General features: G+C 71.3%; 16 protein-coding genes. 8 read left to right on the top strand and 8 right to left on the bottom strand.

Going from position 1 to position 14,719, the window contains the following annotated elements:
- Window position 1: 1 nt before the first annotated feature.
- Together AC3B5L_RS16760 and AC3B5L_RS16755 are read right to left on the bottom strand one after the other, a co-directional pair.
- Complete coding sequence (locus tag AC3B5L_RS16760; protein WP_490095991.1) at window positions 2-1,711, bottom strand: AMP-binding protein; 1,710 nt, start codon at window positions 1,709-1,711, stop codon at window positions 2-4.
- Between the two features lie 42 nt (window positions 1,712-1,753).
- Complete coding sequence (locus AC3B5L_RS16755) at window positions 1,754-2,221, bottom strand: Lrp/AsnC family transcriptional regulator (protein WP_259952642.1); 468 nt, start codon at window positions 2,219-2,221, stop codon at window positions 1,754-1,756.
- 112 nt (window positions 2,222-2,333) lie between these two features.
- Here AC3B5L_RS16755 and AC3B5L_RS16750 point away from each other — a divergent pair, with 112 nt between their 5' ends.
- Both AC3B5L_RS16750 and AC3B5L_RS16745 read left to right on the top strand, forming a co-directional pair.
- The gene (locus AC3B5L_RS16750) at window positions 2,334-3,572 is read left to right on the top strand and encodes a trans-sulfuration enzyme family protein (protein ID WP_187662712.1); all 1,239 of its coding nucleotides are present in this window, start codon (window positions 2,334-2,336) and stop codon (window positions 3,570-3,572) included.
- Between the two features lie 150 nt (window positions 3,573-3,722).
- Window positions 3,723-5,129 carry a hypothetical protein gene (locus AC3B5L_RS16745; RefSeq protein WP_259952640.1) on the top strand — a complete coding sequence of 469 codons (1,407 nt, stop codon included), beginning with the start codon at window positions 3,723-3,725 and terminating at the stop codon, window positions 5,127-5,129.
- 94 nt (window positions 5,130-5,223) lie between these two features.
- Here the strand turns inward: AC3B5L_RS16745 and AC3B5L_RS16740 are convergent, their stop codons facing one another.
- Window positions 5,224-5,694: an acyl-CoA thioesterase gene (locus AC3B5L_RS16740; protein WP_490095990.1), complete on the bottom strand. Its 471-nt coding sequence runs from the start codon at window positions 5,692-5,694 to the stop codon at window positions 5,224-5,226.
- A 136-nt stretch (window positions 5,695-5,830) separates the two neighbouring features.
- Here AC3B5L_RS16740 and AC3B5L_RS16735 point away from each other — a divergent pair, with 136 nt between their 5' ends.
- Both AC3B5L_RS16735 and AC3B5L_RS16730 read left to right on the top strand, forming a co-directional pair.
- Window positions 5,831-6,445 (top strand): ClpP family protease, encoded by a 615-nt coding sequence (locus AC3B5L_RS16735; RefSeq protein ID WP_187662710.1) that lies wholly within the window; start codon window positions 5,831-5,833, stop codon window positions 6,443-6,445.
- Window positions 6,442-7,044 carry a ClpP family protease gene (locus tag AC3B5L_RS16730; protein WP_259952638.1) on the top strand — a complete coding sequence of 201 codons (603 nt, stop codon included), beginning with the start codon at window positions 6,442-6,444 and terminating at the stop codon, window positions 7,042-7,044. Before AC3B5L_RS16735 ends, AC3B5L_RS16730 begins: the two co-directional genes overlap by 4 nt.
- A 70-nt stretch (window positions 7,045-7,114) precedes the next feature.
- On the opposite strand, the gene AC3B5L_RS16725 is transcribed toward AC3B5L_RS16730, so the two are convergent.
- The 3 genes from AC3B5L_RS16725 to AC3B5L_RS16715 form a co-directional block, all read right to left on the bottom strand.
- The gene (locus AC3B5L_RS16725) at window positions 7,115-7,465 is read right to left on the bottom strand and encodes a helix-turn-helix domain-containing protein (protein WP_490095989.1); all 351 of its coding nucleotides are present in this window, start codon (window positions 7,463-7,465) and stop codon (window positions 7,115-7,117) included.
- 62 nt (window positions 7,466-7,527) lie between these two features.
- Window positions 7,528-7,998, bottom strand: coding sequence for a MarR family winged helix-turn-helix transcriptional regulator (locus AC3B5L_RS16720; RefSeq protein WP_187662707.1), 471 nt, complete (start codon window positions 7,996-7,998; stop codon window positions 7,528-7,530).
- A gap of 17 nt (window positions 7,999-8,015) precedes the next feature.
- Entirely contained in the window at window positions 8,016-8,666 is a 651-nt protein-coding gene (locus AC3B5L_RS16715; protein WP_187662706.1) for a GTP cyclohydrolase II, read from the bottom strand.
- A gap of 115 nt (window positions 8,667-8,781) precedes the next feature.
- Between AC3B5L_RS16715 and AC3B5L_RS16710 the strand changes: the two genes are divergently transcribed.
- Window positions 8,782-9,621 carry a sulfurtransferase gene (locus AC3B5L_RS16710; RefSeq protein ID WP_187662705.1) on the top strand — a complete coding sequence of 280 codons (840 nt, stop codon included), beginning with the start codon at window positions 8,782-8,784 and terminating at the stop codon, window positions 9,619-9,621.
- On the opposite strand, the gene AC3B5L_RS16705 is transcribed toward AC3B5L_RS16710, so the two are convergent.
- Window positions 9,609-10,535 (bottom strand): hypothetical protein, encoded by a 927-nt coding sequence (locus AC3B5L_RS16705; RefSeq protein ID WP_259952633.1) that lies wholly within the window; start codon window positions 10,533-10,535, stop codon window positions 9,609-9,611. The two genes, AC3B5L_RS16710 and AC3B5L_RS16705, sit on opposite strands and share 13 nt — an antisense overlap.
- A gap of 289 nt (window positions 10,536-10,824) precedes the next feature.
- Between AC3B5L_RS16705 and AC3B5L_RS16700 the strand changes: the two genes are divergently transcribed.
- Genes AC3B5L_RS16700 through AC3B5L_RS16690 form a run of 3 tightly spaced genes read left to right on the top strand, consistent with a single transcriptional unit; the run spans window position 10,825 to window position 13,314 of the window.
- Window positions 10,825-11,475 (top strand): acyl-CoA synthetase, encoded by a 651-nt coding sequence (locus AC3B5L_RS16700; RefSeq protein WP_259952631.1) that lies wholly within the window; start codon window positions 10,825-10,827, stop codon window positions 11,473-11,475.
- A complete protein-coding gene (locus tag AC3B5L_RS16695; RefSeq protein WP_187662702.1) occupies window positions 11,472-11,831 on the top strand; it encodes a hypothetical protein in 360 nt (119 codons plus the stop codon). Before AC3B5L_RS16700 ends, AC3B5L_RS16695 begins: the two co-directional genes overlap by 4 nt.
- A gap of 49 nt (window positions 11,832-11,880) precedes the next feature.
- Window positions 11,881-13,314: an MFS transporter gene (locus AC3B5L_RS16690; protein ID WP_315636704.1), complete on the top strand. Its 1,434-nt coding sequence runs from the start codon at window positions 11,881-11,883 to the stop codon at window positions 13,312-13,314.
- Between the two features lie 10 nt (window positions 13,315-13,324).
- Here AC3B5L_RS16690 and purB read toward each other — a convergent pair whose 3' ends face one another.
- A complete protein-coding gene (gene purB / locus AC3B5L_RS16685; RefSeq protein WP_490096415.1) occupies window positions 13,325-14,707 on the bottom strand; it encodes an adenylosuccinate lyase in 1,383 nt (460 codons plus the stop codon).
- Between the last annotated feature and the right edge of the window lie 12 nt (window positions 14,708-14,719).

Here is a 14,719-nt window from a genome sequence, read left to right as displayed (position 1 = left end):
CTCAGCGGTAGTCGCGGTCGCGGTGCTGCCGCGCCTCGTCGCCCGCGGCCACGCGGGCGCTCTCGCGTGCCCGCAGCTCGACGCGGCGGATCTTCCCGGAGATCGTCTTCGGCAGCTCGGGCACGAACTCGATGATCCGCACCCACAGGTGCGAGGACAGCCGTTCGTGCGCGTAGCCGAACACGGCGCGCGCGGCGGCGGCCTCGTCCGCGCCCGCGTCCGGTGTCAGGCACACGTACGCCTTCGGCACCGCGAGGCGCGTGGGGTCGGGGCTGGGGATGACGGCCGCTTCGACGACGAGGTCGTGCTCCAGCAGCACGGACTCGAGCTCGAACGGCGAGATCTTGTAGTCGGAGGCCTTGAACACGTCGTCGGAGCGTCCGATGTAGGTCAGGTAGCCGTCGGCGTCGCGCACGGCGATGTCCCCGGTGTGGTGGAAGCCCCCGGCCCGCGACTCCGCGGTCTTCTCCGGGTCGTCGTAGTACCCCGCCATGAGGCCGAGCGGCGGCTGCGCGAGGTCGAGCGCGATCTCGCCCTCGTCCTCCACGACCTCGCCCGTCGACGGGTCGAGCAGCACGACCGGGTAGCCGGGCAGCGGACGGCCCATCGACCCGACCTTGACCGTCTGGCCAGGGGAGTTGCCGATGCAGGCCGTCATCTCGGTCTGACCGAAGCCGTCGCGGATCGTGCCGCCCCACGCCTCGCGCACCCGGTCGATGACCTCGGGGTTCAGCGGCTCGCCGGCGCCGACGAGCTCCCGCGGAGGGTGCGCGAGCCGGGAGAGGTCGGCCTGGATGAGCATGCGCCAGACCGTGGGCGGGGCGCAGAAGGTCGAGACGTGGTGGGTGTCCATGACCTCCATGAGCGTGTTCGCGTCGAAGCGGTCGTAGTTGTAGACGAGCACCGTCGCCTCGGCCAGAAAGGGGGAGTAGAAGCTCGACCAGGCGTGCTTGGCCCACCCCGGGGAGGAGATGTTGAGGTGCACGTCGTCCGGGCGCACCCCGAGCCACCACATCGTGGAGAGGTGGCCGACGGGGTACGAGACGTGGGTGTGCTGGACGAGCTTCGGGCGGTTCGTCGTGCCCGACGTGAAATACAGCAGGACCGTGTCGCCGGCCGGCGTCGGGCCGTCCGGGACGAACGCCGTCGTGGTGGCATCGGCGTCCGTGAACCGCTTCCAGTCCGCAGGCAGCGATGCGCCGACGCCGATGCGCAGGACCGCGGGGTCGATCCCTTCGAGGCGGTCGGCCAGGGCGCCGAGGGTGACGACGGCGCCGGCGCGGCCGTGCTCGATGCGGTACGCGAGGTCGGAGGCCGACAGCAGCGTCGAGGTCGGGATCGACACCGCGCCCAACTTCGTGATCGCGAGCATCACCTCCCACAGCTCGATCGTGTTGTTGAGCATGACGATCACGTGGTCGCCCCGGCTGATGCCGAGGCTGCGGAGCCAGGCGGCGACCTGATCGGAGCGCGCGGAGAGCTCCCCGTACGTCCAGGACCGGAGGCTGAGGTCGGCCTCGACGATCTGCACGGCCGGACGATCGGGGTTCTCGCCGGCGATGACGTCGAACCACTCGAGCGCGAAGTTGAAGGCGGTCAGGTCGGGCCAGGCGAACTCGCGGCGCGCGGCGTCGTAGTCCGTGGCGTGCGTGAAGAGAAGGTCCCTCATCCCGCGGATCGCTTCGGTGGCGGGGGTGGCACGACGGCTCATGGTGCTCCTTTGCAACGGCGTCCCTCCATCCTGCCCCTTCGTTCAGCGGGGGAGGAAACCCGTGCCGTCGCGGAGCTCGAACACGAGCTGGGTCTCGGTGCCGCGGACGACGGGGTGCACGGTGATGTGCTCGAGCACGATGTCGCGCAGGGCGGTCGCATCCTGCACGGCCACGTGCACCAGGAAGTCGTCCACCCCGGCGACATGGAACACCTGGAGCACCCGGGGGATCGCGACGAGCGCGTCGAAGAGTGCCGTGACCTTGGGGCCGGTGTGGTGAGCGAGCCGGACCTTGATGATCGCCTGCAGCGGGTAGCCGAGAGCCGACCCGTCGAGGCGGACGCGCGTATCGCGGATCACTCCCCGGTCTCGGAGCGCGCGGATGCGGTGTGCGCATGTGGACTCCGCGAGCCCGAGGCGGTGGGCCAGAGCCTTGTTGGTCACGGCCGCATCGCGGCTCAGGGCGGCGAGCAGCTCCAGGTCGATCTCGTCGAGTTGCGCTTTCGCCAACGTGCCCTCCTCGGTACGACCGGATGTTGCACAGAATAGCGAGAATCCCGGCTTCGGCGAGCTGTTCTGTCGAAGATCAGCGAGAACGCCGTGATTCGGTCACCGTGGAGGGATGACCGCACCGCTGCATCCCGACACCGTCGCCGTCCATAGCGGCCGAGCCGACCTCGAGGCGCTCGGGGTCCACGCCCTGCCGATCGACCTCTCCACGACCAACCCGCTGCCGGACGTCGAGCGCGGCGGGGACTCGTACGAGGCGATGGCCACGGGGGGTCGTCCGCCGCAGGACGGCAGCATGGTCTACGCCCGCCTCTGGAACCCGACGGTCGCGCGCTTCGAGGACGCCCTCGCCGAGCTGGAGCACGCTGAAGCCGCCGTCGCCTTCGGCTCCGGGATGGCGGCCATGACCGCCGTGATCCTCGCGCACACCGGTGCCACGGGGGCGCGGCACGTCGTCGCGGTGCGTCCGCTCTACGGAGGGACCGACCACCTGCTGGGGTCGGGTCTGCTCGGTGTGGAGACGACGTACTGCCGTCCCGACGAGGTCGCCGCCGCACTGCGCGCCGACACCGGACTCGTCGTCGTGGAGACGCCGGCGAACCCGACCCTCGAGGTCGCGGACATCGCCGAGATCGTGCGGCAGGCCGGGAGCGTGCCGGTGGTGGTCGACAACACGTTCGCGACCCCCGTGCTGCAGAACCCGATCGACCACGGCGCGGCGATGTCGTTGCACAGCGCCACCAAATACCTCGGCGGCCACGGTGATGTCATCGCCGGCGTCGTCGCCTGTGACGAGAGGACCGCGGAGGCGCTGCGTCGCGTGCGTGCGGTGACCGGGGGGCTCCTGCACCCGCTCGGCGCGTACCTGCTGCACCGCGGTCTCACGACCCTGCCGGTCCGCGTGCGGCACCAGCAGGAGAGTGCTCGTCGCATCGTGCAGTGGCTGGTCGATCGACCCGAGGTCGCCGAGGTCTTCTATCCGGGGCTCGACGGGGATCCGTGGGGCATCCTGGAACGGCAGCTCCGCGGGCCGGGGGCGATGATCGCCCTGCGGCTGCGAGGCGGTTATGCGGCGGCCGCGGCGGTGGCCGGGGCGACCCGCCTCTTCACGCATGCGGTGTCACTGGGCGGCGTGGACTCCCTCATCCAGCATCCTGCCGCGCTCACGCACCGCCCGGTCCCCGCGGAGGCGCGTCCCGCCGCCGACGTCCTTCGCCTGTCCATCGGCCTCGAGAACGTCGATGATCTCCTCGCCGACCTCGCGAACGCCTTCGCCACTCTCGCCGACCCACCCCTTTCCGTGCCACCCACCCCGGAAAGTGCGTCACATATGGGGGTGGCTCGCACATAAGGGGCCGGGTCGGCGATTGTGTGAGGACGACAAGAAACTGAGTCTCGACTGAGGTGGGACTTGGTACCTGACGGCAAAACCGGGGGGTCGCGGAGAGGGCGGGCCTACAGTCGCGGGTGGCAACGACGCCACTGACCTCGGGAGTCCTCAATGACGAGTGAAAAGACCCACGCGCACGGCCTCGGCATGCGCATCGCCGTGATCGTCCTCAGCCTTTTGCTGGCGGCGATGGTGCTGCTGTTCTTCGCCACGATGAGCAAGGTCTCCGCTGGGGCCGCGGAGCTCGCGGACGGCACGACCACCGCGCGGGGCGGATCCGCGGACCTCGCCGCCGGTGCCTCCGACCTCGCCGCGGGAGCCGACGACCTGGCCGCGGGCACGCAGGATCTCGCGGCAGGCACGGCGACGGCGCAGCAGGGCTCCGAGAAGCTGAGCGACGGGGCGACGACGGCCGCCGCGGGCGCCACGACGCTCGCCGAGGGCGCCGGAACCCTTGCGGCGGGAGCCGCCACCGCTCTCGACGGTGCAGGACGAGTGAGCGGCGGAGCGCAGACGGCGCTCGCCGGGTCGCAGGAGCTCGCGGCGAAGATGGCGGCGGCGGATGCCGGGGCCCGAGAGCTCGTCGCGGGAGCGACCACGCTCGCCGCGGGCGTCGACGGCGCGCACCGGTACGCGAACGGCGTGCTCGAGGGCGCGACGACTCTGAGCACCACGCTGCGCGCCGGAGTGAGCGCCGACGTGCAGAAGCTCGCCCATCCGGACACGCAGACGCTGCTGACGGGCGTCGCCACGAGCGCTCCCGGCAATGCGCGGACGCTCGCCGCCGGTCTGCAAGGTCTCCTCGCCGCACACCCTGATGACGTGCAGCTCCAGCAGCTCGCGACGCTCGCCGCCGGTGTCGAGAAGCAGGTCGGCGCGCTGGCCGCCCCCGCCGCGGCTGCTCCGGGCCTCGCACAGGGACTCATCGGCGCCGCCGACGGCTCCGCTCGCGTCACGGCAGGCGTCGGCGCGCTCATCAACGGCGACCCCTCGAAGGGGTGGCCGGGGACCGTGGTGCTGGTCTCCCCGAAGGGCGCTCCCGCCCTGGTCGCCGGAACGCAGACACTGCAAGACGGCACCTCCCGGCTCGCGGCAGGTGCGGCGGATCTCTCGTCCGGGCTGCAGACCCTCTCGACCGGGGCGTCGTCGCTGTACTCCGGCACCGCGGAGCTCAGCGCCGGCGCGGCGCGGCTCGACGACGGCGCCGGGTCTCTGGCCGCGGGCGTCGGCGCGCTGCAGTCGGGTGCCGGTGACCTCCGGTCCGGGATGAGCGAACTCCGCACCGGCGCCGACGCGGTGGCCGAGGGCTCCGGGGCCCTGGCGAGCGGAGGCGCGAGGCTCGACGCCGGTGCCGCCGACCTCGCGGCCGGAAACGGACGTATCGCCGACGGTTCGGGCACCCTCGCGACGGCCACGGCGGGCGCCGCGCCCTCTCTGCTCCCGTGGATCCTCGGGATCGGCCTGATCGGCCTGATCGCGATCGGGTTCTGGATCGGCCACCGCGTCGCCCACCGCTGATCGTCGACCCGCCCCCTTCCGCGCGACCCACCCCCGTAAGTGACGCACTTTCGGGGGTGGGTCGACCGCAGGGGGGTGGGTCGGCGAGCGCGGGTCAGCGCTTCGGGAGGGGGATCGTGCCGGTGGCGATTCGCTCGGTGGGCATGCGGTCGCGATCGTAGGTGATCTCGTCGTAACCGTGCGGGGTCGGCAGGCCGTCCTCACCGATGCTGACGAACACGATCTCGTCGATGGTGAGGATGCGCTTGCGGGTGATCATGTTGCGCGCGACGGCCCGCATCGTGAGCGACGTCGTACCGAAGCGGGTGGCCTGCAGCCCGATCTCGATGAGGTCGCCCTGCACCGCCGACGCCTCGAACGTGATGGCGGAGATGTGCCGGGTGACGACGCGGTAGTTGCCGAGCTGCACGATCGCGTAGATCGCGGCCTCCTCGTCGATCCACTTCAGCAGGCTCCCGCCGAACAGCGAGCCGTTCGCGTTGAGGTCTTCCGGGCGCACCCACTTGCGGGTGCGGAAGTTCAGGCCGTCCTCGGACTGCCATGCCGGTGCTTTCTGTTTCGCCATGCCCCGAGGCTAGGCGGCTCGTGCGTCGGCGGTGTTACGCCGGGTTTTCGGACGGGTGCACGCGCCGCCGCTCACAGCGGATCTGCTCCGGGCGGATTCGCGCCCGCGGTCATGACCGGAGCCGGATGCTGGGGACATGAGCGAAGACACCCCTCTCCCGCAGTTCGGCCCCGAGGCCCGGCGCGCCCTGTTCCACGAACGGGTGCTCGTCCTCGACGGCGCCCTCGACGACGACAACGGCACCCTCCTGATGACCCAGCTCCTCGGCCTCGCCGCGGAGGACCCGACGACCGACATCGCCCTCTGGATCCACTCGCCGGGCGGCTCTGTGCCGTCGATGCTGGCGATCCGCGACCTCATGCACCTCATCCCCAACGACGTTTCCACCCTCGCCCTCGGCCTCGCCTGCAGCGCGGGACAGTTCCTGCTCTCCGCGGGGACGAAGGGCAAGCGGCGCGCTCTCCCGCACGCCCGGATCCTCATGCACCAGGGCTCGGCGGGGATCGGCGGATCGGCGGTGGAGATCGAGGCGCAGGCCGACGACCTCCGGCACATGCGCGACACCGTCCTCGGCCTCATCGCCGACGACACCGGCCAGCCCCTCGCGCGGATCTTCGAGGACTCCCTCCACGATCGCTGGTACACCGCGGCCGAGGCGCAGGGCTACGGGTTCATCGACGAGATCGTGCGGTCCGCGGCGGAGATCATGCCCCGCCGTCGGGCGCGGGTGGGACTGGGGGCGGACGTATGAGCAGCTACACGATCCCCCACGTCATCGCGCAGCATCCGCGGGGTGAGCGCGTCATGGACGTCTACTCGCATCTGCTCGCCGAGCGCGTCATCTATCTCGGCACCGGGATCGACGCGGGGGTGGCCAACGCCGTCATCGCGCAGCTCCTGCACCTCGACGCGGACAGCCCGGAGACCGCCGTGCAGTTCTACATCAACAGCGAGGGTGGGGATCCCGGTGCCGCGCTGGCGATCTACGACACCATGCAGCACATCCGCCCGCGGATCGCGACGACCTGCGTCGGGCAGGCCATCGGTCCGGCGGCGCTGCTCGTCGCGGCGGGGGCGCCGGGGGAGCGAGCGGCCCTCGCCCACGCGCGCATCGTGCTGCATCAGCCGGCCGGGCAGTCACGCGGAGCCATCCCGGACCTCATCCTTGCGGCCGAGGAGGTCGTGCGGGTGCGGGCCGACATGGAGTCGATCCTGGCCCGGCACAGCGGTCGCGCGCTCGCGGAGCTCCGCGTCGACACCGACCGGGACCGGGTCTTCACCGCCGCCGCCGCTCTCGAGTACGGCCTCATCGACACCGTGCTCGGTCCCCGTGATCCGGATGCACGATGAGGTGACGGGTGTACGACGGATTCCCGAGATCCGTCGTGCACCCGGACTCCGGTCGTGCAGGTGAAAGGGGTCAGGCGGCCAGAGCGAAGGCGCCGCGGGAGGTCGAGACCGCCGCCGCGGCAGGGGTGGCCTGACGAAGCTCCTCGGCGACCGCGCTCGTGAGCTCCACGAGGGAGGAGTTCAGCGCGCCGGCGATCGCGGCGATCATCTCGCTGGACGGCTCCTTCCGGCCGCGCTCGACCTCGGAGAGGTACTGCGGCGAGACCCCGGCCTTCTCCGCGGTCTCGCTGAGTGTCTCCCCGCGGTCATGGCGTCGCCGTCGCAGCTGATCGCCGAGCATCTCGCGCCACAGCGGTTCGGGTCCGTTGGACGGCGGACGGACGGGATGCGGGGCGCGGGGGAACGGGACGATGTCGGCCATGCCTCACGATAAGCCGCCGCCCGCGGGGCGATCGAGACGTTCTGCTCAGAGCAGAACGCGGCTCAGAGCGCGGCCGTGACTCCCGGCAGCAGCGCCCCCAGGATGTCCTGCAGCCGCTGCCGATCCTCCGCGGACAGCGGGTCGAGGATGAGCTCGCGGATCTGGGCCACGTGGACCGGTGCGGCCGCGCGGAGCATGTCCCGTCCGGCCGGGGTCAGCGTCGCGGAGAGGGTGCGCTTGTCCGTGCTGCACGAGGTCCGTTCCACCCACCCGCGCTCCTCCAGCGAGTCCAGGGCGTGGCTCAGGCGCGACCGGCTGAGTCCGGCGATGCGCGCGAGCTCGGTCATGGTGACGGCGTCCTCACCCTGGCCGGCGAGGGTGACGAGGATCGCGTAGCGGGCGTGGTTGAGCCCGACCTCGTCCTTCAGCGCCCGGTCGAGGACCTGCGGCAGCAGTTGGACGAACCGGATGATCGGCAGCCAGGTCGCGAGCTCGCCGTCGTCGAGCCGCCGCGGGTGCCGCGCCTCGTTCATGTCGTGCTCCTCGGAGGTCACGCCGCGGTCAGGTCGATCGTGTGGGCCGTGTGGTCGCGCTTCGCCTGGAGGTAGCGCGAGTTGGCTGCGGAGAGGTGCACCTCGGTGCGGACGCGCTCGGTGACCTGGATTCCGAGCCCGTCGAGCTGCGCGGCCTTGTCGGGGTTGTTGCTGAGCAGGCGGATGCGGTCCACGCCCAGCGCTCGCAGCATCTGGGCCGCCACGGTGTAGTCCCGCTCGTCCTCGCCGCGGCCGAGGGCCACGTTCGCCTCGTAGGTGTCGAGCCCGGCGTCCTGCAGCGCGTAGGCGTCGAGCTTGGCGTAGAGCCCGATGCCGCGGCCCTCCTGCCGCAGGTAGAGGAGGAAGCCGCCCTCCGCGGCGATCCGCTCCACGGCCTCCCGCAGCTGCGGTCCGCAGTCGCAGCGCTCCGAGCCGAACACGTCACCGGTGAGGCACTCGCTGTGCGGGCGGACGAGGGGCGCGACCCCGCCGTCGGCGGCGCGATCGAGGGCGGCCTGCCAGTCGCCCAGGCCGAGCAGCAGGTGCTCGCGGCCGTCCACGAGTCCGTCGAAGGTCACGACGTCGGCCGTCGTGCCGAAGCCGTCCGCGAAGCGCAGGGGCACCCGCACGCGGGTGCGCTCCGCGGCGACCGTTGAAGTTTCAATCATGTGAGGGGAAACGCCGGAGACGCGCGGCTATTCCCGCAACCGTCGGGAGGCGATGACCGTGTCCGTCCGTGACGGAGGCAGACGGGGAGCGCCGCGCACTCGGTAGCCTCGCACCATGAGTCACTTCGTCACCGCCACCGAGCTCCACGACCTCCTCGAGAACGGCGCCCCGATCCGGGTCATCGACGTGCGCTGGCGCCTCGACCGCCCAGAGGCGGGCCCGGGCGACTATCGCTCCGGCCACATCCCCGGCGCGGTGTTCGCGTCGTTGGATCAGGAGCTCTCCACACCCGGGGCACCGACCGAGGGCCGCCATCCGCTCCCCTCGACGGAGACCCTGCAGGCGGCGGCCCGGCGATGGGGTGTGCGGCAGGGAGACACGGTCGTCGCCTACGACGACACCAAGGGACTCGCGGCGGCCCGGGCGTGGTGGCTGCTGCGGCAGGCAGGGGTCGACGTCCGGGTGCTCGACGGCGGGCTGCGCGCGTGGACCGCGGCCGGATACGACCTGGCGACCGACGACGTCGTGCCGGAGACCGGCGATGTCGTCCTCGCGGATCCGGGCCAGGACGCCCTCTCGATCGATGAGGCGGAGGCGTTCCCGGAGACCGGGGTGCTGCTCGACGTCCGCGCCCCGGAGCGCTACCGCGGAGAGACCGAGCCGCTCGACCCGATCGCCGGGCACATCCCCGGCGCCCGGAACCTCCCCACCACGCGGCACCTCGACGACAACGGGCGCATCCGCGACCGTGACACGGTGCTGGCGACGCTCGCCGAGGTCGGGGTCACCCCGGAGACGCCGGTGGCGGCCTACTGCGGGTCGGGAGTCACGGCGGCGCACACGGCTCTGGTGCTCCACGAGGTCGGCATCCCGGCGAAGGTCTTCCCCGGCTCCTGGAGCCAGTGGTCGAACACCCCGGGGCGGCCGGTCGCGACGGGGGATCAGCCGGGCTGATCGCCTCCGCGAGGACCGTACCCCCAGCGCAGACCGAGGGCGCCGGGGCCGAATGCCCGACGGACCTGATGCACCGACGTGCCCCGAGGTCGGGGGAGCGCGGTGACGACGGTGCCTCCGGCGGTCTCGACGAGTTCGTCGCACCAGTCCGGGACGGCATCCGGGTGGAAGCGCGTCCACACCAGGACCTCCCGGGCCTGGCGGGACAGGGCGTGACCGGTCTCCCGATCCGACGGGTGGCCCGGCTCGTACTGCACCGACCACTCGACGACCGCGGTGTCCGGGGCTTCGAGCGGGACGTCGAGTTCGATCAGCGCACCGTGCGCCTCGCCGTTCGGGTGGGAGTAGCGCGCGGTGACCCGTCCGCCGGCCACGGCCGTGAGCCGCGGCGGAGGCCCGGGCACGCCGGGGGTGAGGTCGAGGACGGGGATGGCGGTGATCACGCCGCTCGTCGACTGCACGATGCTGCGGGTGAGGCAGGAGGACACCTCGCCGTCGGCGTCGACGTCCGTGACGGAATGGACGGTGAGCTCCCGCGACGGGTCCGGGTACGTGGCGCCGAGGGCGGCGTAGACCTCGCGGACGGCCCGTTCCATGTCGACCTGCTCCAGCGGGAACCCCTGCGGTCCCAGGGGTCCTGTGCGGTGCGGACGGAGGAGACGGCTCAACGCCCCGGATTCGAGGCACAGCAGGTCCTCGATGTCGGCGAGGGCGGCGAGGGACTGCGGTCCTTCCGGGCGACGGGCCCCCGAGCGCCAGTAGCTCAGCGTGGCCATCGAGACGCGGTTGCCCCGGTCGCGGAGCTGCCGCTGCAACCACGACAGCGTCACCGGTCTCGCATTGATCGCATCGCGCAGCGCCGCGGCGAACGCGTCCGGCGTCGCCGCTCTCCTCTCGCCGTCCCCAAAACCCATCACAGCCCCCGCCCGGTATGTGAAGAACACACCTCTACAGTGAGCATAAGACCGCACGCGCGCACCTCAGGGGACCAGGTGGGCATGTGGGTCACGGGGCTGCGATGTCGCGGGGAGGGTGCCCGACCCGGCGACAGCGGCCCGACGCAGTGATGCCCCCCTTGCTGCGTATGTCGTGAAGCCCGGCAATCGATCTGGGGAGATCCGCCGGGCTTCACGAGCATCCCCGGGCGCGTGCGGCTCGCGGCCCCGCGTAGACTGGGGGGAAACCCCGGAGGATCTGGCCGTTATGTCTGCCCCTGCTCGCGCGTTCACCATGCGCCACGTGCAATTGCTGCGCGCGTTGTTCGCGGCCGTCGCCGCCCTGATGATCACCTTCTCCTCGGATCACTCCGCCGCGGTCGGTCTCGCCGTCTTCAGCGGCTTCGCGCTGGTCACCGCCCTCGTGCACATCCTCGCGGCCTGGCTCGTCCTCCCCACGGGGTCGCGCTGGGCGGCGATCCTCCTCGCGGTCGTCAGCGTCATCGCGGGTATGGCGAGCGGTGTGCCCGCGTGGCGCACGGACGACATGTTCTTCATCGTCCTCATCACCTGGGGTGTGCTCAGCGGTGGCCTCGAGCTGCTCGCCGGCATCCGGGCCCGCCGCGCCGGGGGAGCGCTCGCCACCGACGCGATCACCGTCGGGGCTCTCGGCCTGCTCCTCGCCGTCGTCCTGCTGCTGATCCCCTCGGGCTTCGTCCAGGAGTACACGATCGAGAAGGCGGGCACGTTCCAGCTGTCCGGCATCATCCTCGGCGTGGGGATGTTCGGAGGGTATGCGGCCATCGTCGCCGTCTTCCTCGGCATCGCCGGCCTCACCCCGAAGCGTGCGGACGCCGATGACGTCGCTCCCGCCCCCGAGAACGATGCGGCTCCTGTGGAGCACGGAGGAGAGCGATGAGCGACGACAAGCCCACCCGACGGGACATCCTGCGTCCCCTCCACCTGCTCGGCATCGCCCTGGGCTGCGGCGTGTTCGCCATGGTGGTCACTCTCGTCTCCACCGGCGCGTTCACCCTCCGCGTGAACACGGCCATCGCGAACGGCACCTACGAGGGTCTCACCCCCGTGGCGTTGAGCCTCGTCGTGGGTGGCGGCGCCTTCATCGCGACGCTCCTGATCCTCGCGATGCTGATGCTCGCGATCGACCCCGCCGACGTCACCAAGACCATCGACCGTCCCGTGCTCTACGACGCGGAGGACGACGGCAAGGGTGACGGCACCACCGACGAGCCGGGACGCCCCGCCTCGACCTGATCCGTCATACGGGCGGAATATCGGTGAGGTCCTTCCGCTTGTCCCTGGAGTGACTGCCTCCGTCGACCGCGCCTCCATCGGACTCCGGTCGGAGCGCGGACCCATCCTCGGCGCGCTCATGCTCGCCACCGGCCTCATCGCGATCGACGCGACCATCCTCGCGACCGCTGTCCCGAGCATCGTGCGCGACCTCGGCAGCTATCAGCAGTTCCCGTGGCTGTTCTCCGTGTACCTCCTGGCGCAGGCCGTCAGCGTGCCCATCTACTCCCGCTTCGCGGACACGGTGGGCCGCAAGCCGATCATCCTGCTCGGCATCGCCCTGTTCCTGCTCGGATCGATCCTCTGCGGGTTCGCCTGGAGCATGCCGGCGCTGATCGTGTTCCGCATCATCCAGGGCATCGGCGCCGGTGCCGTCGCGCCGATGTCGATGACCATCGTCGGCGACATCTACACGGTCGCCGAACGCGCCAAGGTCCAGGGATACGTCGCGAGCGTCTGGGCCATCTCCTCGGTCGTGGGCCCGGCGCTCGGCGGGATCTTCGCGCAGCTCGACGCCTGGCGATGGATCTTCTGGATCAACGTCCCGCTGTGTCTGATCGCCGGGTGGATGCTGCTGCGCACCTACCGGGAGCAGAAGCAGACGCAGAAGCACAGCATCGACTACGGCGGAGCGGTGCTGCTCACGATCGGGTTGACCGCGCTCATCCTCGGCATGCTGGAGGGCGGGAACGCGTGGGCCTGGCTGTCGGTGCCGAGCGCCCTCTGCTTCGGTATCGGGGTGGTCGCGTTGGTGGCCTTCGGGTTCGTCGAGCGCCGTGTCGCGGAGCCGATCGTCGATCTGCGCCTCGTCACACGTCGGCTCATCCTCACGACGACCATCGTGTCGCTCGGCATCGGGGCGTTGATGCTCGGGGTGACGAGCTTCGCCCCCGCCTACCTCGAGGGGTCCATCGGCATCGCTCCGCTGCTGTCAGGTCTCGCGGTGGCTGCTCTGACCCTCGGCTGGCCGCTCGCCGCCGCGAACGCCGGCCGGCTGTACCTGCGCATCGGCTTCCGCCGCACCACCCTGATCGGCATGAGCATCACCACGGTCGCCGCCGTCGCGCTCGCCGCCGTCGCCTCCTGGCCGAACCCGTTCGTCGTCGCCGGCATCGCGTTCCTCCTCGGCTTCGGGCTCGGGTGGAGTGCCGCGCCGACCCTCATCGCCGCTCAGGCGTCGGTCGGCTGGGGCGAGCGCGGAGCGGTGACCGGGATGAACGCGTTCGCACGGTCCGCGGGAAGCGCCGTGGGGGTGGCGGTGTTCGGGGCGATCTCCAACGCCGTCATCGCGCAGGGCGCGGGACCCGACGACCCCGACACGATCATCCACGCGTCGGTGTGGGTGTTCGTCGCGGTCGCCGTGACCGCCGTGCTCACCCTGATCGCCGCCGCGTTCATGCCGAAGGACAGCGTCGAGGAGCACTCCGGGGAGTCCGGCTCCTAGCTCCCCGGGCTCAGCGGGCGAGGCGCTCCGCGATACCGGTGTAGGTCGCGGGGGTCAGTGCGAGCAGCCGTTGCTTGGCCGCGTCGCCGATCTCCAGGCCCTGCACGAACTCGGCGAGGTCGTCGGCGCCCACCCGGTGTCCGCGCGTGAGCTCCTTGAGGAGCGCATACGGGTCCTGGATGCTCGACCGGCCGGCGACGACCTCGGCACGGATCACCGTCTGGATCGCCTCGGCTAGCACCTCCCAGTTCACGTCGAGGTCGGCGAGCAACACGTCGCGCGACAGCGAGATCGCGTTCAGGCCGCGGCGCAGGTTGTCGAGCGCGAGCAGCGAGTGCCCGAATGCGACGCCGATGTTGCGCTGCGTGGTGGAGTCGGTGAGGTCGCGCTGCAGGCGGCTCGTGACGAGGGTCTGGCCGAGCGAGGCGAGCAGAGCGCCCGAGATCTCCAGGTTGGCCTCGGCGTTCTCGAAGCGGATCGGGTTGATCTTGTGCGGCATCGTCGACGAGCCGGTGGCCCCGGCGACCGGGATCTGCGCGAAGTAGCCGAGCGAGATGTAGGTCCAGATGTCCGTCGCCAGGTTGTGCAGGATACCGCCGGCGTGACGCACGCGGTCGTACAGCTCCACCTGCCAGTCGTGCGACTCGATCTGCGTCGTCAGCGGGTTGAACCCGAGACCGAGCCCTTCGATGTACTCGCGGGCGATGGTCGGCCAGTCGGCGTCCGGGTCGGCCGCGAGGTGAGCGGACCAGGTGCCGGTCGCTCCGGAGAACTTCGCGAGGTACTCGGAGCCGGCGATCTGGCTGCGCACGCGCTCGAGGCGCCAGGCGAAGACCGCGAGTTCCTTGCCCATGGTCGAGGGCGTGGCGGGCTGCCCGTGCGTGCGGGAGAGCATGGCGGCGTCGGCCTGCTCGACGGCGAGCTCCCGCAGCTTCGCGATCACGGTGTCGAGAGCCGGGAGCCAGACCTCCTCGACGGCGCGCTTGACGGTGAGCGCGTAGGACGCGGAGTTGATGTCCTCGCTCGTCGCCGCGAAGTGCGTCAGCTCGGCGATGTGGTCGAGGCCGAGCGTGGCGAGCCGGTCGCGCACGAGGTACTCGATGGCCTTCACGTCGTGCTGCGTGACGGCCTCCTTCTCGGCGAGCCAGTCGATCTCGGCCTGCCCGAAGTCGCGGTAGAGCGCGCGCAGGCGCTCCTTGTCGTCGCCCGACAGGGGGCTCGTCTCGAACAGCGAGCGGTCGGTGAGGGCGATCAGCCATTCCACCTCCACCTCGACCCTGGCGCGGTTGAGTCCGGCCTCGGAGAGGAAGTCGGCGAGCCCGGTGACGGCGCCGCGATAGCGGCCGTCGAGGGGGCTGAGGGGCTGCGGCGGGAGCGAAGGCTGGAAAGTCAGGGGAATCCTCCT

The organism is Microbacterium sp. C-MGS6, from assembly GCF_058140415.1.
Note: the sequence above shows the minus strand (reverse complement) of the source record. Positions and strands in the feature narration are given on the sequence as shown.

Coding starts and splice junctions, on each gene's coding strand:
- AC3B5L_RS16735 (WP_187662710.1), top strand. CDS start 5,831: ATGAGCGAAGACACCCCTCTCCCGCAGTTCGGCCCCGAGGCCCGGCGC.
- AC3B5L_RS16705 (WP_259952633.1), bottom strand. CDS start 10,535: ATGGGTTTTGGGGACGGCGAGAGGAGAGCGGCGACGCCGGACGCGTTC.
- AC3B5L_RS16710 (WP_187662705.1), top strand. CDS start 8,782: ATGAGTCACTTCGTCACCGCCACCGAGCTCCACGACCTCCTCGAGAAC.
- AC3B5L_RS16695 (WP_187662702.1), top strand. CDS start 11,472: ATGAGCGACGACAAGCCCACCCGACGGGACATCCTGCGTCCCCTCCAC.
- AC3B5L_RS16730 (WP_259952638.1), top strand. CDS start 6,442: ATGAGCAGCTACACGATCCCCCACGTCATCGCGCAGCATCCGCGGGGT.
- AC3B5L_RS16745 (WP_259952640.1), top strand. CDS start 3,723: ATGACGAGTGAAAAGACCCACGCGCACGGCCTCGGCATGCGCATCGCC.
- AC3B5L_RS16700 (WP_259952631.1), top strand. CDS start 10,825: ATGTCTGCCCCTGCTCGCGCGTTCACCATGCGCCACGTGCAATTGCTG.
- AC3B5L_RS16750 (WP_187662712.1), top strand. CDS start 2,334: ATGACCGCACCGCTGCATCCCGACACCGTCGCCGTCCATAGCGGCCGA.
- AC3B5L_RS16720 (WP_187662707.1), bottom strand. CDS start 7,998: ATGAACGAGGCGCGGCACCCGCGGCGGCTCGACGACGGCGAGCTCGCG.
- AC3B5L_RS16740 (WP_490095990.1), bottom strand. CDS start 5,694: ATGGCGAAACAGAAAGCACCGGCATGGCAGTCCGAGGACGGCCTGAAC.
- AC3B5L_RS16760 (WP_490095991.1), bottom strand. CDS start 1,711: ATGAGCCGTCGTGCCACCCCCGCCACCGAAGCGATCCGCGGGATGAGG.
- AC3B5L_RS16715 (WP_187662706.1), bottom strand. CDS start 8,666: ATGATTGAAACTTCAACGGTCGCCGCGGAGCGCACCCGCGTGCGGGTG.
- AC3B5L_RS16725 (WP_490095989.1), bottom strand. CDS start 7,465: ATGGCCGACATCGTCCCGTTCCCCCGCGCCCCGCATCCCGTCCGTCCG.